Origin of the sequence: Kitasatospora sp. NPDC059795 (genome assembly GCF_042732175.1) — a bacterium.
In the GTDB taxonomy this organism is placed as follows: domain Bacteria; phylum Actinomycetota; class Actinomycetes; order Streptomycetales; family Streptomycetaceae; genus Kitasatospora.
Window position 1 is genome coordinate 22,305 of sequence record NZ_JBHWID010000028.1, and the last position, 19,020, is coordinate 41,324.

Below are 19,020 nucleotides of genomic sequence, written 5' to 3' on the forward strand. Positions count from 1 at the left end.
CGGTCAGGGGGCGGTGCTCGACGAGGGGGCCGGGCCGCCGGGAGCCGGGGCCGGTTCGGGGGGCGTGTGGTAGACCGTGCCGCCGCAGCCGACCGGAAGCGCGGCGGTGGCGGCGGGCCGGGCGGACCGGTCGGGGATGTAGCCGAGCGCGAAGGTGGCGGGCGACGAGGGGCCTGGGGTACCGCCGGGGGCGGGCTCGCCGGTGGGGCTGGGGTCGGCGGCGACGGCCGCGGGGGCGGGCTCGGCCGGGGTGTCGGCGCCGGGCAGGCCCGCGGAGCTGGGCGCGAGGGTGGGCCGGCTGCTGGGGACGGGCGGGGGGGTGTCGCAGCGGGCGGGCACCCAGGCGAACCGGACCAGGTAGGAGCCGCCGGGGCCGAGCAGCAGTTCGCGGGGCAGCCCGGCCGGGTCGGGCAGCGCGCCGGCCGGATCGCCGACGGTGTGGGCGGCCAGGCGGACGCCGGTGGCGCCGGCGCCGAGGTCGAGGACGCCCGGGTCGGTGACCCTGCACGGGTGGTCGGCGGTGTTGGTGAGCCGGAACCAGCCGTAGATCCGGCCGTCGGCGGGGACGGCGTCGGCCTGCTGGGCGTCGACCCGGCCGAGGTCGGCGCGGGTGCACAGCGGCGGGACGGCGGGCGACGTGCCCGGGCTGCCGTCGGCGCTCGGGTCGGCGGTGGTCTCGGAGCCGGCGCCGTCGGCCCCGGTGACACTCGCGGTGGGCAGGCCGTGCGGGTGGCCGGGGGCCGCCGCGGAGCTGTCCGGGACGGCGGCGTGGCCCTCGCCCGCGGCCTGGCCGCCGGTCGGGTCGCCGGACAGGTGGAACGGCTGGGCGGCGTGCACCAGCGGCAGCACGGCGGCGGCGCCGGCCAGCACCGCCGCGCCGCTCCAGGCGCGCCGCCGGGCGGCCCGGCGGCGGGGCACGGCGGCACGCAGCCGGGGCAGCGCGCCGGGTTCGGGCTGGACGGTCGAGACCGCGCGGTGCAGCAGGTCGCGGAGCTGGTCCTCGGTCAGTTCGTGGTGCGGGCGCGGACGGTGCTGGTCAGTCATCGCCGCTCTCCAGCCGCACCCGCAGGGCGGCCAGTCCGCGCGACCCGTACGCCTTGACGGAGCCGACGGAGATGCCGAGCACCTCTGCGACCTGCGCCTCCGTCAGGTCGGCGTAGTAGCGCAGCACCAGCACCTCCCGCTGACGGCGTTGCAACCCCCGTAGCGCGGCCTTCAGTTCATCGCGCTCCAGCGCATCGTATGCCCCCTCTTCTGCACTGGCCATGTCAGGCATGGGCTTGGGCAGCAGGCGCAGGCCGAGCAGCCTGCGGCGCAGCGTGGAGCGGGACAGGTTGACGACGGTCTGCCGCAGGTATGCCAGGGTCTTCTCGGGATCCCGGACCCGGCGCCGGGCGGCATGCACCCGGATGAACGCCTCCTGCACGACGTCCTCGCAGGAGGAGAGGTCGTCCAGCAGCAGTGCGGCGAGCCGCAGCAGAGAACGGTAGTGGGCCCGGTAGGTGTCGGTGAGCTGATCGACGCTGGCCCCGGTCGCGTCCGCTGCCGCCGCAGCAAAGCCCATCCGACTACCGGCCCGCCGGGCCGCCCCGGGCAGGGTGATCGCCACCGCCGCCCCTGTCACGTTCATCACGCTTGTTGGACACCCGATCCCCTGTCCTGGTTGCCCCACGCCGGGGGAGTTCTTCCGCAGAGAGGGAATCCCCCTCCGGAACACGTCGCTCCGAAGGGGGATTCTGACAGACCCGGCGGACGGTCAGGGTCCGCTTCACCCGTCCCGCACACAACCTCTGCGCCGTGCGCGAGCCGGGCGCGAGCCCCGGGCGCGGGGCCGGTGGCCGGAAGCCGTGCCCCGGAGCCGTGCCCCGAAGCCGTGCCTAGCGGCCGGTGCCGCCGTAGACGACCGCCTCGTCGCCGGAGCTGTCCAGCCCGAAGGCGGTGTGCACGGCGCGGACTGCCTCCGGCACGTCCTCGGCGCGGGTGACCACCGAGATCCGGATCTCCGAGGTGGAGATCAGCTCGATGTTCACGCCCGCCTCGGACAGCGCCTCGAAGAACGTCGCGGTGACGCCCGGGTTGGAACGCATGCCGGCGCCGACCAGCGAGATCTTGCCGATCGCGTCGTCGAAGCGCAGCGACTCGTAGCCGATGCCCTCCTTGACGCGGTTCAGCGCGTCGATGGCCTTCTGGCCCTCGTTGGTGGGCAGGGTGAAAGAGATGTCGGTGAGGCCGGTGGACGCGGCGGAGACGTTCTGCACCACCATGTCGATGTTGACCTCGGCGTCCGCGATGGCGCGGAAGATCCGGGCCGCCTCGCCCGGCTTGTCCGGCACGCCGACGACGGTGACCTTGGCCTCCGACGTGTCGTGGGCGACTCCGGAGATGATGGCCTGCTCCATCTCGCCCCCTTCGGGCTGGTTCGGGTTGGTGGCGCTGACGATAGTCCCCGGCAGGCCGGAGAACGAGGATCGTACGTGAATCGGGATGTTGTAGCGCCGGGCGTACTCGACACAGCGGTCGAGCAGCACCTTCGAGCCGGACGAGGCCAGCTCCAGCATGTCCTCGAAGCCGATCCAGTCGATCTTGCGAGCCTTCTTGACCACCCGCGGGTCGGCGGTGAACACGCCGTCCACGTCGGTGTAGATCTCGCAGACCTCGGCGCCCAGCGCGGCCGCCAGCGCCACCGCCGTGGTGTCCGAGCCGCCGCGGCCCAGCGTGGTGATGTCCTTGGAGACCTGCGAGACACCCTGGAAGCCGGCCACGATCGCGACGTTGCCCTCGTCCAGGGCGTTGCGGATGCGGCCCGGCGTCACGTCGATGATCCGCGCCTTGTTGTGCGTCGCATCGGTGATCACACCGGCCTGGCTGCCGGTGAACGACTGGGCGTCGAAGCCCAGCGTTTTGATCGCCATCGCCAGCAGCGCCATGGAGATGCGCTCTCCGGCGGTCAGCAGCATGTCGAACTCACGGCCGGACGGAATAGGCGTCACCTGTTCCGCGAGTTCGATGAGCTCGTCCGTGGTGTCACCCATCGCGGAGACCACGACGACGACCTCATGGCCGGCCTTCCGGGTGTCCACGATTCGGCGGGCGACGCGCTTGATGCCTTCGGCATCAGCGACGGATGAGCCGCCGTACTTCTGCACGACAAGGCCCACGGGGGCTCCTCGACTTGGGGTGGTAGGTCGCCGTCAGTCTAACGAGCAGGGATGTTCCGGCCGCCGCTTTCCACATCGTGAGATGCGAATATCGAACTCTGATCACCGCGGACCGTCAGGTCTGCGGGCCCGGACCGCCCGGCCCGAAGAATCGCCGCCGGTGCACCGCCTCCGCGTCCGGAATCTTCGCCTCCGCCTCGGGGGGTGACGGATGCGTCACACTCCCCCGTCGTCGGCCTCCGTCGTCGGCCTGCCGTCGTCGGCCCCGTCGTCGCCCCCGGCATCGCCCTGCCGCCGGCCGCTACAGCCCGAGTTCGGCCGCCATCAGGTCGCCCGCCTGCTGCTCCAGCTGCTCGTCCGTCAGCCCGTCGTCGTCGGTGTCCGCGCCGTCCGGCACCGCGCCCAGCGGCGAGTCCAGCCGCACGTGCGCGATCAGCGACTGCAGCGCGCGCAGCACCGCCGTGCAGGTCGAGCCCCAGTTGGACAGGTACGAGAACTGCCACCACCACAGCGCCTCCGACACCCGGCCCTCGCGGTAGTGCGTCAGGCCGTGGCGCAGCTCGCTGACCACCCCCGCCAGGTCGTCCGAGATCCGGAACGCGCTGGGCTTCTCCGGCGGGCCGTACGGGTCGAACACCTCGTGGTAGACGTCGATCGGTGCCAGCAGCTCGGCGAGGCGCTCGCGCAGCTCCACGCCGTCCGGCTCCGGGCCGGCGTCCGGCTCGAAGCGGTCCTCGGGCAGGACGTCCTCGATCGCGCCCAGTCGGCCGCCCGCCAGCAGCAGCTGCGACACCTCCAGCAGCAGCAGCGAGATCGCGCTGCCGGGTTCGTCGCCCTTGGCGACCTCGGTGACGGCCAGGACGAAGCTCTCCACCGAGTCCGCGATCTGCACCGCGAAGTCGTCCGGGGCGTCCGTCCGGTGGGCGGTGTCCGTCCGGTGGTCGGGGTCGGGCCGGTGGTCGGGGTCGGGCCGCGGGGTGGTGTCGGGTCGGTGAGGGGTGTCGGTTCGGTCAGACATCGAGCAGTCGTCTCCCTTCGAACGCCCGGCCGAGGGTGACCTCGTCGGCGTACTCCAAGTCCCCGCCGACGGGCAGTCCGCTCGCCAGCCGGGTGACCTTGAGGCCCATCGGCTTGCACAGCCGGGCCAGGTAGGTCGCGGTCGCCTCCCCCTCCAGGTTGGGGTCGGTGGCCAGAATCAGCTCGGTGACCGTGCCGTCCGCGAGCCTGGTCATCAGCTCGCGGATCCGCAGGTCGTCCGGGCCGACCCCCTCGATCGGGCTGATCGCCCCGCCCAGCACGTGGTAGCGGCCGCGGAACTCACGCGTCCGCTCGATCGCCACCACGTCCTTGGACTCCTCCACCACGCAGATCACCGCGAGGTCGCGGCGCGGATCCAGGCAGACCCGGCACTGCTCGGACTCCGCGACGTTGCCGCAGACCGCGCAGAACCGCACCTTCTCCTTCACCTGCTGCAGCGCGAACGCCAGCCGCCGTACGTCCACCGGATCGGCCTGCAGGATGTGGAAGGCGATCCGCTGGGCGCTCTTCGGACCGACTCCGGGCAGCCTGCCCAGCTCGTCGATCAGGTCCTGCACCACGCCCTCGTACACCGCCACGCCTTCCTTCGACCGGGGTTCGCACTCCGGTGCCATCATCCAACGAATCGGGCGCCGGACACACCGCCCGACGCCCTACTGGCTCATAAATCACACAACTCGCGGTCAGCGAGCGTTCAGGCACCGCAGGGAGCCGTACGGCGTCCCTGCTCAGCGCTACCCAGTGGCTCGGAGCCCCGGGGAGCCGGAGAGCCGGAGACTCAGAACGGGAGGCCGGGAATGCCGCCGCCGCCGAGGCCCTGGGCCAACGGGCCCATCCGCTCCGCCTGGAGCTTCTGCGCCGTCGCGTTGGCGTCCCGGACCGCGGCCAGCACCAGGTCGCCCAGGGTCTCGGTGTCCTCCGGGTCGACCGCCGCCGGGGAGATCTTCACCGACGTCAGCTCGCCGGCGCCGGTCACCGTCACCTGCACCAGGCCGCCGCCTGCGGACCCCTGGACCTCGGTCTCGGCGAGCTCCTTCTGAGCCCGGCCGAGCTCCTCCTGCATCTTCTGCGCCTGCTTCAGCAACTGCTGCATGTTCGGCTGGCCACCAGGGAACACGGCATTCTCCATCTGTCCGTCGGCACTCACACCGCCGACGCGAACCACCGCAAGCGCCCGCGCCGGCACCTGCCCCCGAGCCTACGCGGCCGTCGGTCGGCCCCACGTCAGTTCCGGTGCGGCGCTCGCCCCCGGTGCGGCTCAGCCCGGGTGGTGGTGGATCTCCTCCAACACCGTCGCGCCCAGCTCGCGGACGATCAGGTCCTGCGCGGAGAACGCCTCCTCGTTCAAGTCCGGGTCGTCCGCCTCCGGGATGTCGTCCTCCGGGGCCACCGCGGGCGGGGCCTGCACCGGCGGGGCGGCCGGGGCCTGCTGCACGGGCGGCGCGGGCGGTGCCGCGGCGGGCGGCGGGGCCTGCTGCGGGGCGGGGGCCGACGGCTGCGCCTGCGCCTGTGGGGCGGGAGGGGTCGGCTGCGCAGGGGCGGGGGCCGGCGGCTGCGGGGCGGGCGCCGGGGTGCCCCAGCCGCCACCGGCCGGCGCGGCCGGCGGGGCGTACGAGGCCGACGCGGATTGGCCGGACGGCGAGGAGGTGGCGCCCGACGGGTCGACGATGCACTCCACCCGCCAGTCCACGCCCAGCGCGTCCGTCAGCGCCTGCCGCAGCACCTCGTCGCTGTGGCTGCCGACGAAGCTGTCCCGGGCGCCCGCGTTCACGAACGACACCTGCAGGGTGCTGCCGTCGAAGCCCGCGACCTGGCCGTTCTGGCTGAGCAGGATCCAGGTGAACCGGCGGCGGTTCTTCACCGCCTCCAGGATCTGCGGCCACATCTGCCGGATCTGCGCCGCGCCCTGCTGCGCCGCCACCGAGGGCTGCGCGGCGGACGGCGCGGGGGCGACGGGCTGCGGAGCCGGGGCCTGCGGTTGTGCCTGCGGCTGCGGCTGGGCTTGCGGCTGCGGGGCGGGCGGGGTCGGCTGCGAGGTCTGGTCGGCCGGGGGGAAGCTGCGCGGGATCGGCCAGGCGCCCGGGGCCGGGCCCGACGGTGCGGGGGCCGGGGCGGGCACAGGTGCGGGGGCCGGCACGGAGGCGGGTGCGGGTGCTGCGGGGGCCGGGGCCGGGGCCGGGGCCGGGGTCTGGACGGCCGGCGGTACGGGGGCCTCGACCGGCGCGGGCTGGAACGCCATCGGTGCGGCGAACCCGCCGGTGGCGGCGCGGCGCTCCAGCTTGTCCAGCCGGGCCTGCGTCGACAGCTCGTCCCCGTACGCGCCGGGCAGCATCACCCGGGCGCAGATCAGCTCCAGCTGCAGCCGCGGTGCGGCGTTGCCGCGCATCTCGGTCAGGCCGGTGTTGACCAGGTCCGCGGCGCGGCTCAGTTCGGCCCGGCCGAAGCGGTCGGCCTGGGCCTGCATCACGGCGACCCGGTCGGCCGGGGCGTCGATCAGACCCTTCTCCCCGGCGTCCGGCACTGTGGCGAGGATCACCAGGTCGCGCAGCCGCTCCAGCAGGTCGGCGACGAAACGCCGAGGGTCGTGGCCGCCCTCGACCACCCGGTCGATCACCTGGAAGACCGTCGCGCCGTCCTGCGCCGCGAACGCGTCCACCACCTCGTCCAGCAGCGAGGAGTCGGTGTACCCGAGCAGCGAGGTGGCCATCTGGTACGTCACACCGGCCTCGCCGGCGCCCGCGAGCAGCTGGTCCATCACCGACATCGAGTCACGCACCGAACCGGCGCCGGCGCGCACCACCAGCGGGAACACCGGGTCCTCGACCTGGATGCCCTCGCGTCCGCACACCTGCACCAGGTAGTCGCGCAGCGTGCCGGGCGGCACCAGCCGGAACGGGTAGTGGTGGGTGCGGGACCGGATCGTCCCGATCACCTTCTCCGGCTCGGTGGTGGCGAAGATGAACTTCAGGTGCTCCGGCGGCTCCTCCACCACCTTCAGCAGCGCGTTGAAGCCGGCCGAGGTCACCATGTGCGCCTCGTCCAGGATGAAGATCTTGTAGCGGCTGTGCACCGGCGCGAAGAACGCCCGTTCCCGCAGCTCGCGCGCGTCGTCCACACCACCGTGCGACGCCGCGTCGATCTCGATCACGTCGATCGAACCCGGCCCGCCGGTCGCCAGGTCGCGGCACGACTGGCACTCACCGCACGGCTCCGGGGTCGGGCCCTGCTCGCAGTTCAGGCAGCGGGCCAGGATGCGGGCACTGGTCGTCTTTCCACAGCCGCGCGGCCCGCTGAACAGGTACGCGTGGTTGACCCGGTTGTTGCGCAGGGCCTGCTGGAGCGGGACGGTCACGTGCTCCTGCCCGATGACCTCCGCGAAGGTCTCGGGGCGGTAGCGGCGGTACAGGGCTAGGGACACGCCACCGACGATATCGGGACCAACCGACAAACGTGGCCTCCCCACCACCCACCGGCCCCCGAAAACGCAAGGACCCCTCGTGCACCCGCCAGAGCCCTCCTACCCTTGCTGCCTTCCGGCCCTGGGGGGGTTCAGAGAGATAACGCCACACGAGGGGCTGCCCCAAGAGTAGCGGATCCCGGCCCCCACTCCCCCCACCCACCCCAATCTCCGATCCGCAGGCCACCCCCACCGCCCACCTGCGAGACCGTGGTCGCAACCACCCCTCAACATGTACTAAGCTCTCCCACGGAGGATTCGCCTAGAGGCCTAGGGCGCACGCTTGGAAAGCGTGTTGGGGGCAACCCCTCACGAGTTCGAATCTCGTATCCTCCGCCATGGCTCACCAGCCATAATGAAGGCCCCGACCGCCCAGCGGTCGGGGCCTTCGTCGTTGCGTGGTCTCAGTTTTAGTCTCAGTTGACGCGAGCAGACGGTCATGAACCTGCGCGACCGTACCGGTGGCGCAGGTGAGTCCGAGGTTGATCAGTCTGCGGCTGCCCTGCTGCGTCACATGCCTGTTGCCGGAGGCACACAGAAGGCTGGACTCCGCTGATCACGAAGCAGAGCTTCGACGAGCCGCCGTAGAGCCACGAATCCGAGTAGTTGCAGGAAGTCCTCTGGTGGTCGCGCCCACCGATAGCCTTGAGGTGAGGCTCGTGCAGTGAGCCATGACGAGAGGCACCCATGGCTGCAACTGTCCCCGACAAGGTCGAGTACGGCGAGGTCTTCACCCGTCGATGGATCGTCGAGACGATTCTTGATCTAGTCGGCTATACGGCGAACAGGGACCTCACCCAGATGAAGCTCGTCGAGCCGTCAATCGGGTCCGGAGCGTTTTTCGTCCCCGTACTGGAGCGACTACTCGAGTCTGCAAGGGTCCATGGCACGGAGCTGTCGGCGCTGGTTGACTGTCTGTACGGTCTCGATCTCCAGCACGAGCATGTCGCGACCTGCCGGAGGAAGGCAGCAGACATGCTCCAAGCCGCTGGGGCAACTCCCACGGAGGCCCGAGCCCTGTGTGCAGGCTGGCTGCGTCACGGCGACTTCCTTCTCGACGAGGTACCGACTGATGTCGATTTCGTGATCGGCAACCCGCCGTACATCCGCACCGAGGATCTCGATGATGAGACCGAGGCTGCCTACCGCAAGACATGGCGGACAATGCGTGGACGGGCGGACATCTACGTCGGCTTCTATGAGCGTTCGCTGTCCATGCTCGCAAGCGGCGGGAAGGTTGGGTTCATCTGCGCGGACCGGTGGATGCGGAACGCCTACGGGAAGCACCTGCGGGGTCTCGTGACATCACGCTACGCGGTCGAGTCCGTGTGGCAGATGCATGACGTGGACGCATTTGAAGCCGAGGTCTCGGCCTATCCGGCGATCACGGTACTGGCCAACTCCGAGCAGGGCAGCTCCACGTTCATCGACACTACTGCCGCATTCGGAATGGCCTCCGCGAGTGAAGCCCTGGCGTTCGTGCGGGGCACGGCGGAGGAGGCTTCAGGTCTGGGATGGGAGGGTGCCCGCCTGCCCAGCTGGTTCGAGACCGATGACTTCTGGCCCGTGGGGTCCCCTCACACCATCAAGCTGCTGGAGCACCTGCAGGAGAATTTCCCGACGCTGGAAGCCGACGGCACGACGAAGATCAGCATTGGGGTCGCGACCGGAGCCGACAAGGCCTACATCGTCAGCCCAGACGCTGGCATCGACGTCGAGCAAGATCGGCTGACACCCATCGTCATGGCCGGCGACATTCGCGCAGGTCGTCTCACGACGCCTTCGAAGATGCTGCTGAACCCGTGGGACGACGAAGGCAGGCTCGTGGACCTGGCGAACTACCCGAAGTTCATGGCCGCGCTTGCATCGCACCCGAGCGTCAAGAAGCGCTTCGTCGCGAGGAAGAACCCGAACACCTGGCACCGCACGATCGACAAGGTCTACCCGGGTCTCGCCGAACAACCGAAGCTACTTCTTCAGGACATGAAAGCCCAGATCACGCCGGTGCTGGAGCCGGGCGGCTACTACCCGCACCACAACCTGTACTACATCGTCTCGTCGTCGTGGGACATGGAAGTGCTTGGCGGGTTGCTGCTGTCCCGGATCGCAGAAGCCTTCGTGAGTGCCTACGGCGTGAAGATGCGTGGCGGCACGCTGCGATTCCAGGCACAGTACCTGCGGAAGATCGCCGTTCCGCGCCCCGAAGCGATCCCCGACGACATCGCCTCCAGGCTCCGCAACGCGTTCCGCGCCGGCGACAGGACGGCTGCGACGCGTGCGGCCGAAGAAGCGTACGGGCTACCTGTCGGCAGCATCTGAGTATCCGAATAGAAGAAGAGGGGTCATGAGCGACCTGACACCTGTCGAGACCTGGCGCGCCGCTGTTCTCGGCTACTGGGAGGGCCTGGACCTACAGGCCGTGAAGCAGGGGCAGGCGACCGGAGTCAAGGACACCGGCAACCGCGCAGCCGTTACCGGCGGCAAGCAGATGGACGCGATGCAGGAAGTCATGGCGGAAATATGGCGCGGCGATCCGGACATCACGCTTGAGGTACGCACGACGGGTAAAAACAATCTCCCGGCGTACTTCCGCCCGGCGAAGGACTGGGACCTCCTAGTGCTCTACCGCGGCTCCCTGATCGCGGCGATGGAGTTCAAGTCTCAGCGAGGCCCCTCGTTCGGCAACAACTTCAACAACCGGACGGAGGAAGCCCTCGGGCTCGCGGCCGACTCCCAGATGGCCGCGGAGCGCGGCCTGTTTGGCCAGTTGAAGCCCTGGTTCGGTTTCATCATGCTCGTAGAACGCGCGCCTGGATCGTTGAGCCCGGTCAAGGTGCCCAAGAACATGCCGTTCCCTGCCGACCCGATCTTCGAGGGAGCGTCGTACATCGGGCGCTACAAGATCTTCTTCGAACGCATGGTCAAGGAGGGCAACTACGACGCTGCCGCTCTACTCATCGCCGAGGCAGGCAGCGAACACTTCACCGAGCCGTCGGCGGGCTTGTCGTTGGCTAATCTCGAGGCAGCCATCCGTGCACGCATCGCGTACATCAAGTCGCTGCCGGACGATGTGTTCGACGAATTGACGCAGTAGAAGTCTGCTGACGATCTCCGGCTCCGGCTCGGTAGAGCTGAGGCCAGTCTTGTTGGCATGCAAGGAGAATGGGCGAGGGAGACCCGCTACCTCGTCAACTGACGAGCGTGACGCGGCCTGGCGGTTGCCAGGCCGCGTCACGTTGATCGCATCCTTATTCACTCCCTGGGTCGTGCCTGTCAGTCACCCCAGAGCAGGCCGCCGATCTTCTGACCGACGTCGTGGAGCATCGGGTCGGTGACGTGCTGGTAGCGCTTGGCCATCGAGGCCGAGGACCAGCCCATGATCGCCATCACGATCCGCTCGGGGACACCGAGCAGGAGCAGGACGGTCGAGGCGGTGTGGCGGGCGTCATGGAGGCGGCCGTCGCGGATGCCGGCCTCGCGCAGGAGGCGCTTCCAGTGGTGGTAGTCGGTGCTGGGGTTGAGGGGCTGGCCGGTCTCGTCGGTGAAGACGTAGCCCTTCTCCACCCAGAGGTCGCGGACGAGGGCCCGCTCGCGGTCCTGTTCCTCCTTGTGGTGACGGAGGACGACGGCGAGCGGTTCGGGCAGCGGCACCGGGCGACGGCCAGCGCGGGACTTGGTGTCCTTGGTCTCGCGGCGGACGGCCACCTTCTGCGGGCAGAAGCCGGGCTTGCGCCCGCAGGGGTCGCCACAGCCGTGCGCGTATTTGGGCCGGAGCCGGCCGCGTCGGACCCAGGCGATGCCGCGGTCGAAGTCGATGTCCTTCCACTGGAGTCCGAGCACCTCGCCCTGGCGCAGGCCGAGCGCGAGGGCGAAGATCCAGCGGGCGGAGTTCCGTCGCTTGCGGGCCGTGTCCAGGAGCGCCTGGACCTCTTCGACCTCGTAGGGCTCGACCTCCTCCTCTTCGAGCTTCGGGGCCTTGGCGACGGTGGCGACGTTTCGGGTCAGGTGGCCGCGCCGGACGGCTTCGGCGAGCGCGACGCGGACGGTGCGGTGGGCCTGGTGGGCGGTGCCGGCGGCACTGCCGTTGGCCTGCATCCGTTTGTAGAAGCGCTCCAGGTGCTCGGGTTCGAGCTTCTCCAGGCGGTGGGCGCCGACGCCGGGTACGAGGTGGACGCGGACGGCGACCTCGTAGCCGTCGTAGGTGTTCTCGCTGACGGTGCCGGGGACGATCTCCTTGATCCAGTGGGTCAGCCACTTGCCGACGGTCCACTTCTGACCGGCCTTGGGCACGGTGCCGTCGTCGCGGAGCTTCTCAAGCTTCCGGACCTTGGCCGTGACCTCTGCGCGGGTCTTGGCGCCGACATGGCGCCGGTCGGGCGTGCCGTCGTCCTTGACGCCGACGGTGACGCGGCCGTGCCAGCGGCCGTCGTTGCCCTCGTAGATGGTGGAGTCGCCGTTGGGCTTGCGGGTGTTCGCCATCGGTTCCCCTCTCAGGCTGCGAGGGTGACGGGCGAAGCGGCGGCCCGGGTGCGGGCGGCCATGTACTCCTTGAGCGCCGCGGCGGGCACACGGCGGAGACGGCCGATGGTGACGGACGGGACCTCGCCGGAGGCAACAAGGGCGTACATCGTCGTCCGCCCGACGCCGAGTCGGCGGGCGGCTTCCTCAACCGTGAGCGCGACAAGGGTGGGGTCGGGAGTCTCTGCGGCGCAGGACAGGACGAGGCCCAGGAGCTGCTGCTCGGTGAGGTCGAGCGCGCCGGCGAGGCGCGCCAGGGACAGGGGCGTTTCGGGCATGGCGGTTCCTTCCGACGGCGCGGGGCAACGCGCCGCCGTGGCGACTGGTGGGATGGGCGGTGGTCGGGGTTGAGGCCGCGTGGTGTCCTTCGGCGTTCGTAGCGCCTGAGGACGGGCGGCGAGGAGGGGTTGGTGGGCGGGACCGGCACACTACGGCGGCCCGGGCCGGGAACCTAAAACGATCTTGGCCAGGCGAACGCGCCTGCCCTTTTTAGGTTTCCGGCTGCCTCCGGACGACGATGAGCTCGCGAGGTCACCGCATCACGGCGAGGTGCTGATCGCGCAGGGCTACCGGCCGGTGCCCGGCGGCTTGCGGAGCGGATCCCATGGCGAGTTGGGAGCCGGATACCACTCGGGCTCGTTGTCGAGGGTGACCGAGATGCCCTGCGCCTCAAGACGAGCGGCAACCTCGTCATAGGCGCGCTGGGCCTCGTCCATCCGGGCCTTGGCCCCCTGCTCGATGTCGTGGGCGGTTCTCCACTCCACCTGGGCAGCCTGGAGCGCGAAGCCGGCCTCCTGCAGTTCGTAGTCCGGTTCGTCAGGGCCCGCCACAGCCTCGGTCATGAAGTTGGCCGCAGGAACACTGAGCGCCTTGGCCAGACCGATGACTTCATCGAAGCGGACCGGGCGAGTGCCGTTCTCGATCTTGGCGACCTGGGTCTGGTGGAACTTGAAGCCGAGACGGGTCATGCGCTCCGCCACGTCCTCCTGGGAGAGGCGGGCGGCCTTGCGCAGGACCTTCAGGTTGTGGGCTACGAGGGCCTCACCCTCAAGGGGCTTGAAGCGATGCACCATGAGGTTGACCATACCAACCTCCCTTCGCTTGGAGTCGGGCTTGCGGGGGCGACATTAAGAACATAGCAACATGAATATCGCAACCTCCAAGCGGTTGAGCAGATCGACACAAAACCTCCACATCTTGCCATTGCCTGCGCACATGCCTGTACAGGTTGAGATAAATATGCGCCAATCGCTTGACTCGGAGTCGCCGAACGCGCATACAATGCCGATGTCAGCATGAAGATCCCAACCGGAGGAAGGTTGAACGGGCCGCGAGGCGGCCCGCATGTCCCGACAGAAAACGCGAAGCCCCCGGCGCTACGAACACCGGGGGCTGATCGAAAACCTCTCCACCGCCCATCCCAGGACAGTCGATCTACGGCGGACCGGGTTTGCCCCCCGGAGCCGCAGAGTGAGGAATCGCCATGACCGAGGGTACTGCCTCCCACCTCCCGCCCACAGCTCCTTCCGCGTCTGCCTGGCCGCCGGTCGCAAGGCCCGGCGAGCCCGGGGCCCACCTTGTCGCGCCGCCACCTGTACCGCCCACGGCCTGTGGACAGGAGTCCGCCGAGGCGGAGCCTGCTGTCCCCGTCGCCGTGGACGGGATCGACCTGATGCCGGATGCGGAGGCGAGCGAGGGCTCCGAGGTGCTCGGCCAGCTGAAGGACCTGATCGCCAGGTTCGTGATCCTGCCGTCCGAGGAGGCCCTGGACGCGGCGACGCTGTGGGTGGCCGCGACCCACCTGCAGGGGTCGTGGCAGCACGCCCCGCGCCTGGCGGTGGTCGGCCCGGCGAAGCGGTGCGGCAAGTCGCGGCTGCTGGATGTGCTGACCGAGACGGTTCACCAGCCGGTGCTGACGGTGAACTCGACGCCGGCGGCGGTGTTCCGCTCGATCACCGAGGAGCCGCCGACCCTGCTGGTGGACGAGGCGGACACGATCTTCGGCAGCCCCAAAATGGCGGAGAAGAACGAGGAGATGCGCGGCCTCCTCAACGCCGGACACCAGCGCGACCGCTACGTGCTGCGGGTCGTCGGCAACGACCACACCCCGCGCAAGTTCCACACCTTCGCCATGGCGGCCATCGCTGGCATCGGCGACCTGCCCGACACGATCATGGACCGGTCGATCGTGATCCGGATGCGCCGCCGCGCGGACGGCGAGAAGGTCGCGCCGTACCGGACCAAGCGCGACAGCCCCGCGCTGCACGAAGTCCGGGACCGGATCGCCCGCTGGAGCGCACCGCTCGCCGACCGGGCCCTGCACCTGGAGCCCGCGATGCGGTGGAGGACCGGGCCGCCGACACCTGGGAACCCCTGGTGATCATCGCCGACCTCGCCGGAGGCCCCTGGCCCCGCCGCGCCCGCCAGGCGTGCCGCCGGATGGTCGCCGCCGAGGCGCAGACCGAGGAGGACAACCCGGGCGGCGCGCGGATCCTCGCCGACATCCGCCGGATCTTCCACGCTGTCGGGGAGCCCGACAGCATCGCCACCGACCAACTGCTGTTCACTCTCAACGCCGACCCCGAAGCCCCCTGGGCGGAGACCGGCCGGGGTGGGCTGAGTCCGCGCGGCCTCGGCGCGATGCTCCGCGAGTTCGGCATCTCCTCCGGCAACGTCCGCATGCCCGACGGAACCCAGCGCAAGGGCTACCTGCGCCACAAGTTCCTCGACGCCTGGCGACGCTACTGCCCCGCCGTCCACCCCGTGAGCACCGCCGGGGCGGGCAGCAGAGCCTGACCGGCCCTACCCTCCCCGAAATGCCGTCCCTGCCGTCCCAGCCGTAACACTGCAGGTCACCGCAGCCGCCACCGAGACGGAACACCGCGCCAAGACGGATCGACCCCGCACCAGGACGGCAGACGTCCCCGCTCGTCGCAGCCCAGACGCAGGGCGCGAGCGGCGGACCCGGCCGGGACGGCAACCACACCCGTCTTGTGCCGTCCCAGCCGTCCCTGCCGTAAAACTGCAGGTCACACGCCGTCCGGCTGGGACGGGTAAGCGTCCCGAGACGGATGACGCGACCGTCCCGAACCTGAACGCTCCTCCCTGAAGCCGCGCCCGCCGCCGGCCCCGGGGAGGGGCCCCAGGACGGCAAGACGGCAAAGACGGCAGTCCCGCGACCACCTCTCCACCGCAAGGACCCCGCTCCGCATGCCCACCAGCTCGCCGGCCACCCGCCCGACCGGCTACGGCACCTTCGTCCGCACCTTGATCACCCTCGTCATGGCGGTCATCGCCGTACTCGCCTTCGCGTTCTCCTTCGGCAACGTCTGGACCCTGGCCCTGCGCCTCGGCGTCCCCCGCCCCGTCGCGCCGCTGATCGCCCCCATGGTCGACCTCTCCGTCGTCGGCCTCCTGGTCGCCCTGCACCACCTCGCCGCCACCGGCACCGACCCCCGCCGACTTCGCCCCGCCACCCGCCTGATGCACCTGTGCGGGATGCTCACCCTCGCCCTCAACACCGCCGAACCCGTCCTCGCCGCGCACTACGGCCGCGCCGTCCTGGACACCGTCGCCCCCGTCCTCCTCCTCGGCTGGGGCGTCGTCGGCCCCGACCTCCTGAGCCTCCTCCACACCCCGCCCACCCTCACCCGCACGGACCGACCAACCGAGGCAGGCCCCGGCCAACATCCGGTCCTGGCCGACACGGTCGACACCGCCGTCGAGGACGAGCCTCCGGCCGCAGAGCCGGAGCCGGTCGTTGATTCGGAGCCGACCGTCGAGCCCAGGCGCACCGGTCGCAGGCCGGCGGCCAGCCTCGACGACCTGGCCGAGATCGCCCGGCCCGCCGTCGAGGAACACGGCCCCACCCACACCGTGATCAGGACCGCGCTGCGCGAAGCCGGCATGTCCGCCTCCAACGACCGCGTCAGCCTCCTGCTCCGACAGTTCAAGAACGAGCAGGCCGGCACCGGCCAGCCCCAGCCGACCGCGGCCTGACTCGCCCCGCATCGGCACCGCTCGCCCGACCCGGGCCCCTTCCGGATCGGGCGAGCCGCCGTCCTTGCCGCAACCGGTGCGGTTCCGGAACGGCGCACCGGGCGAACCGGAACACGTGGTCCACCCGCCGCCCGCACCGTGATTCCGGCACCCCCGCCGTACCGCACTCCGCACTTCACTCCCGCCACCCGTTCGACCGGCTCGACCCACCCGTCCCGACAGTGAATCCGAGACCACCGTGACCCACCCGTACTCCGCCACCCAGCCCGACCAGCCACCCGCCGACCCGCCCGCGACCGATGCCGACAAGCCCCACCGCAGTTGGCTCTCCGCCCAGGTCTCGCGCGTCCGAAGCCGTCCCCGCCACGGTCACCACGACGACGGAGCAAGCTGGGGCAAAGTCCACATCGCCGTTGGCGACGCAGACTTTGCGCTTGACCCCGCCCCAGGGGTGGCGGGGCAGGACCGGCGCGAGGGCGCGCCGGACCAGGAGGTCGCGACCGAGGGCGGCCACGACCAGGACCAGATTCCCTCGCCCGACATCGAACCGGTGCCGGCCAGCACCTCCGAGCCCGCCGACGCTGCTGTCGACGTCGTACGCGAAGCGCCTACCGTGACCGCCGCCCAGTTCCTCCACCTCGGTGTGCCGGTTCTCGACCGCGCCCCGCTTCCGGCGGACGAGCACGCCGTTCCGCTTGCCGACCGGATGTACCGACCGCGTTCCGGAACCAAGCGCACCCTTCAACTCACCTGCTCCGTCGAACCGGCCGAGCGGGACCTGATCGACACCGCCGCAGCGAGGCTCGAACGCTCGCGTTCCGCCTTCCTCGCGGACTCGGCCCTGAGCGTCGCCCAGGAGATCATGACCACCGGCCGCCCCGACGGCTTCGTCCCCCTGCCCGACCGCGAGGCCGTCGACCAACTCACCAAAGCGGTCGGCGCCCATCAGCGGGCGATCGACCGGGCCGGCAACAACCTCAACCAGCTCATGACCGAGATCTACCAGGGCGAGATTCCCGAGCGCGCCATGGACGTCCTCGACGCCCTCGGTGCCTGCGCGACCGAGGCCCGCCTCGCCTACCAGCGCGTCCTTCCCGGAGGCCGCCGTGGTGCCTGACGTCTCCACCGGCTCGCGCACCCGCGGCCTGCTCTCCTACCTCTTCGGCCCCGGCCGGCGCGACGAGCACACCGACCCGCACATCGTCGCCGCGTTCGCCATGCCCGGCCTGCCCGACCCCGGCCGCGCGCCTCTCGATCAGCACCACCAGCTCCTCGACCAACTGGCCGAATACCTCGACCAGCCCGTCCGCGCCCGCGAGGCCCGCCTGGGCAAGAGCGTGCCGCAGCACGTGTGGCACTGCCCCGTCCGCACCGCGCCCGGCGACCGCTACCTCACCGACACCGAGTGGGGCGAGGTCGCCCGCCGCATCGTCCACGCCACCGGCATCGCGCCCGACGGCGACGACCACGGCTGCCGGTGGATCGCCGTCCGCCACGCCGACGACCACATCCACATCATGGCCACCACCGTCCGCGAGGACGGCCGGCGACCGCGCAACAAGCGCGACGGACAGCGCGCCCAGGCCGAGTGCCGCAAGATCGAGGAGGAACTCGGCCTGCGGCAGCTCAACTCCGGCGACGGCACCGCCGCACCGAGGCCCACCAGCGCCGAACAGGCCAAGGCCCAGCGCTCCGGCCACCGGCAGACCGCCAAGCAGTGGCTGCAGGAGCAGGCCCAGGCCGTCGCCGCCACCTCACGCAACGAACAGGAGTACTTCTCCACCCTCGCTGCCCTCGGCATCCACATCCGCTACCGCATCGGACCCGAGACGGGCGACGTCCTCGGCTACAGCCTCGCCCGCCCCGGCGACCTCAACGCCCAGGGCGAACCCATCCACTTCGGCGGCTCCACGCTCGCCCCCGACCTGTCCATCAACCGTCTCCGCGAACGCTTCACCACCCAGCCCACCGCACCAACGCCCCGCACCATCGAGTCGGACCGGTGGCGGCAGGCCGATACGGCGCTGCGCGACACCGTCCGCTTCGCCTTCCCCAGTCAGCACCACACCGACGAGGAGGTAGACAGCGAGCCGGACAGCGTCGTCCAGGCGCAGACCGCCGCGTTCGGTGAACTCCTCCACACCGTCGCCCTCACCGCCCCCACTCACGTCCGCTCCGAACTCCGGTCCGCCGCAACCGCGTTCAACCGGGCAAACCGCTCCCGCATCCGCGCCGAGCACCAGCAGGCCGCCTCCCTGCGTACGGCCGCCAAGGAACTCCTCTACACCGGCGGCTCGGGCAGGGACGGGGCCGCGGCCGCGCTGCTGTCTACCGCCGTGTTCGTCCTGCTCGCCATTGCCCACTGGCACCAGGGCCGAGGCCACCAACAGCAGGCCGCAGCCGCCCAGCAGGCGCTCGTCCACCTCCGCACCGCCCACCGGCAGGCCGCCGAACCCGTCATCACCGATCTCACCCGCCGCACCCCCACCCCCAAGACCACTGACCGCTACGCCGCCCAGGTCCACGCCGCCGTCCCCGACCACGCCGAGCGCATCCTCGCCGACCCCTCCTGGCCCGCCCTCGCCACCGCGCTCGCCCAGGCCGAGAGCTCCGGCCAACCACCCCACCGTGCCCTTGCCGAGGCCGCCCGAGAAAGGGAGCTGACCACCGCCGACCGCCCCGCCGAAGTCCTCCTCTGGCGCCTGCGCAACGCCACCGCCGACCGCGCCTCCCAACGCGCCCACACCGCCCGCACCCGCACCGGCAGCCGCCCCACCGCACCCGCGTCCACGGCTCCGGCCGCACCGACCGGCCACCGACCCGCCCAAGGCCTCACCCACCACCGCTGAC

General features: G+C 70.9%; 15 protein-coding genes, 1 tRNA gene, 1 other RNA gene and 1 pseudogene. 7 read left to right on the top strand and 11 right to left on the bottom strand.

The window, feature by feature from the left end; genetic code table 11:
• Window positions 1-3: 3 nt before the first annotated feature.
• The 8 genes from ACFV4P_RS33730 to ffs form a co-directional block, all read right to left on the bottom strand.
• Window positions 4-1,044, bottom strand: coding sequence for a hypothetical protein (locus tag ACFV4P_RS33730; protein WP_380477304.1), 1,041 nt, complete (start codon window positions 1,042-1,044; stop codon window positions 4-6).
• Window positions 1,037-1,564 (bottom strand): SigE family RNA polymerase sigma factor, encoded by a 528-nt coding sequence (locus tag ACFV4P_RS33735; RefSeq protein WP_198953175.1) that lies wholly within the window; start codon window positions 1,562-1,564, stop codon window positions 1,037-1,039. The genes ACFV4P_RS33730 and ACFV4P_RS33735 overlap by 8 nt, the downstream gene beginning before the upstream one ends.
• Window positions 1,565-1,877: 313 nt before the next feature.
• Window positions 1,878-3,158: an aspartate kinase gene (locus ACFV4P_RS33740; RefSeq protein ID WP_073807388.1), complete on the bottom strand. Its 1,281-nt coding sequence runs from the start codon at window positions 3,156-3,158 to the stop codon at window positions 1,878-1,880.
• 301 nt (window positions 3,159-3,459) lie between these two features.
• Complete coding sequence (locus tag ACFV4P_RS33745; RefSeq protein WP_380477305.1) at window positions 3,460-4,176, bottom strand: DUF5063 domain-containing protein; 717 nt, start codon at window positions 4,174-4,176, stop codon at window positions 3,460-3,462.
• The gene (recR, locus tag ACFV4P_RS33750; RefSeq protein ID WP_380477333.1) at window positions 4,169-4,768 is read right to left on the bottom strand and encodes a recombination mediator RecR; all 600 of its coding nucleotides are present in this window, start codon (window positions 4,766-4,768) and stop codon (window positions 4,169-4,171) included. The genes ACFV4P_RS33745 and recR overlap by 8 nt, the downstream gene beginning before the upstream one ends.
• Window positions 4,769-4,974: 206 nt before the next feature.
• Window positions 4,975-5,325 carry a YbaB/EbfC family nucleoid-associated protein gene (locus ACFV4P_RS33755; RefSeq protein ID WP_380477306.1) on the bottom strand — a complete coding sequence of 117 codons (351 nt, stop codon included), beginning with the start codon at window positions 5,323-5,325 and terminating at the stop codon, window positions 4,975-4,977.
• 129 nt (window positions 5,326-5,454) lie between these two features.
• A complete protein-coding gene (locus ACFV4P_RS33760) occupies window positions 5,455-7,614 on the bottom strand; it encodes a DNA polymerase III subunit gamma and tau (RefSeq protein ID WP_380477307.1) in 2,160 nt (719 codons plus the stop codon).
• Between the two features lie 68 nt (window positions 7,615-7,682).
• An RNA gene (gene ffs, locus ACFV4P_RS33765) (signal recognition particle sRNA small type) lies at window positions 7,683-7,773 on the bottom strand.
• 131 nt (window positions 7,774-7,904) lie between these two features.
• On the opposite strand from ffs, the gene ACFV4P_RS33770 reads away from it, so the two are divergent.
• The 3 genes from ACFV4P_RS33770 to ACFV4P_RS33780 all read left to right on the top strand — a co-directional run bounded on the left by ACFV4P_RS33770 (window position 7,905) and on the right by ACFV4P_RS33780 (window position 10,747).
• Window positions 7,905-7,992: transfer RNA gene (locus ACFV4P_RS33770), tRNA-Ser, on the top strand.
• Window positions 7,993-8,340: 348 nt separating this feature from the next.
• Window positions 8,341-9,972 carry an Eco57I restriction-modification methylase domain-containing protein gene (locus ACFV4P_RS33775; protein ID WP_380477308.1) on the top strand — a complete coding sequence of 544 codons (1,632 nt, stop codon included), beginning with the start codon at window positions 8,341-8,343 and terminating at the stop codon, window positions 9,970-9,972.
• Between the two features lie 25 nt (window positions 9,973-9,997).
• Window positions 9,998-10,747 (top strand): PaeR7I family type II restriction endonuclease, encoded by a 750-nt coding sequence (locus ACFV4P_RS33780; RefSeq protein WP_380477309.1) that lies wholly within the window; start codon window positions 9,998-10,000, stop codon window positions 10,745-10,747.
• Between the two features lie 179 nt (window positions 10,748-10,926).
• Here ACFV4P_RS33780 and ACFV4P_RS33785 read toward each other — a convergent pair whose 3' ends face one another.
• The 3 genes from ACFV4P_RS33785 to ACFV4P_RS33795 form a co-directional block, all read right to left on the bottom strand.
• Window positions 10,927-12,132 carry a tyrosine-type recombinase/integrase gene (locus ACFV4P_RS33785; RefSeq protein WP_380477310.1) on the bottom strand — a complete coding sequence of 402 codons (1,206 nt, stop codon included), beginning with the start codon at window positions 12,130-12,132 and terminating at the stop codon, window positions 10,927-10,929.
• A gap of 11 nt (window positions 12,133-12,143) precedes the next feature.
• Complete coding sequence (locus tag ACFV4P_RS33790) at window positions 12,144-12,449, bottom strand: helix-turn-helix domain-containing protein (protein WP_380477311.1); 306 nt, start codon at window positions 12,447-12,449, stop codon at window positions 12,144-12,146.
• A 288-nt stretch (window positions 12,450-12,737) separates the two neighbouring features.
• Window positions 12,738-13,256, bottom strand: a complete 519-nt coding sequence (locus tag ACFV4P_RS33795; protein WP_380477312.1) for a helix-turn-helix domain-containing protein — start codon at window positions 13,254-13,256, stop codon at window positions 12,738-12,740.
• Window positions 13,257-13,843: 587 nt separating this feature from the next.
• Here ACFV4P_RS33795 and ACFV4P_RS33800 point away from each other — a divergent pair.
• The 4 genes and pseudogenes from ACFV4P_RS33800 (at window position 13,844) to ACFV4P_RS33815 (ending at window position 19,019) form a co-directional block, all read left to right on the top strand.
• Window positions 13,844-14,967: pseudogene (locus ACFV4P_RS33800) on the top strand (DUF3631 domain-containing protein).
• Window positions 14,968-15,381: 414 nt separating this feature from the next.
• A complete protein-coding gene (locus ACFV4P_RS33805) occupies window positions 15,382-16,170 on the top strand; it encodes a DUF2637 domain-containing protein (RefSeq protein ID WP_380477313.1) in 789 nt (262 codons plus the stop codon).
• A 451-nt stretch (window positions 16,171-16,621) separates the two neighbouring features.
• Window positions 16,622-17,287: a DUF1778 domain-containing protein gene (locus tag ACFV4P_RS33810; protein WP_380477314.1), complete on the top strand. Its 666-nt coding sequence runs from the start codon at window positions 16,622-16,624 to the stop codon at window positions 17,285-17,287.
• Window positions 17,277-19,019 (top strand): relaxase/mobilization nuclease domain-containing protein, encoded by a 1,743-nt coding sequence (locus ACFV4P_RS33815; protein ID WP_380477315.1) that lies wholly within the window; start codon window positions 17,277-17,279, stop codon window positions 19,017-19,019. Before ACFV4P_RS33810 ends, ACFV4P_RS33815 begins: the two co-directional genes overlap by 11 nt.
• The last annotated feature ends 1 nt before the right edge of the window (window position 19,020 follow it).

Excerpts from the sequence above, each read along its gene's own strand:
- ACFV4P_RS33730 (WP_380477304.1), bottom strand. The coding sequence starts at position 1,044 with ATGACTGACCAGCACCGTCCGCGCCCGCACCACGAACTGACCGAGGAC.
- ACFV4P_RS33735 (WP_198953175.1), bottom strand. The coding sequence starts at position 1,564 with ATGGGCTTTGCTGCGGCGGCAGCGGACGCGACCGGGGCCAGCGTCGAT.
- ACFV4P_RS33745 (WP_380477305.1), bottom strand. The coding sequence starts at position 4,176 with ATGTCTGACCGAACCGACACCCCTCACCGACCCGACACCACCCCGCGG.
- ACFV4P_RS33755 (WP_380477306.1), bottom strand. The coding sequence starts at position 5,325 with ATGGAGAATGCCGTGTTCCCTGGTGGCCAGCCGAACATGCAGCAGTTG.
- ACFV4P_RS33775 (WP_380477308.1), top strand. The coding sequence starts at position 8,341 with ATGGCTGCAACTGTCCCCGACAAGGTCGAGTACGGCGAGGTCTTCACC.
- ACFV4P_RS33780 (WP_380477309.1), top strand. The coding sequence starts at position 9,998 with ATGAGCGACCTGACACCTGTCGAGACCTGGCGCGCCGCTGTTCTCGGC.
- ACFV4P_RS33785 (WP_380477310.1), bottom strand. The coding sequence starts at position 12,132 with ATGGCGAACACCCGCAAGCCCAACGGCGACTCCACCATCTACGAGGGC.
- ACFV4P_RS33790 (WP_380477311.1), bottom strand. The coding sequence starts at position 12,449 with ATGCCCGAAACGCCCCTGTCCCTGGCGCGCCTCGCCGGCGCGCTCGAC.
- ACFV4P_RS33795 (WP_380477312.1), bottom strand. The coding sequence starts at position 13,256 with ATGGTCAACCTCATGGTGCATCGCTTCAAGCCCCTTGAGGGTGAGGCC.
- ACFV4P_RS33805 (WP_380477313.1), top strand. The coding sequence starts at position 15,382 with ATGCCCACCAGCTCGCCGGCCACCCGCCCGACCGGCTACGGCACCTTC.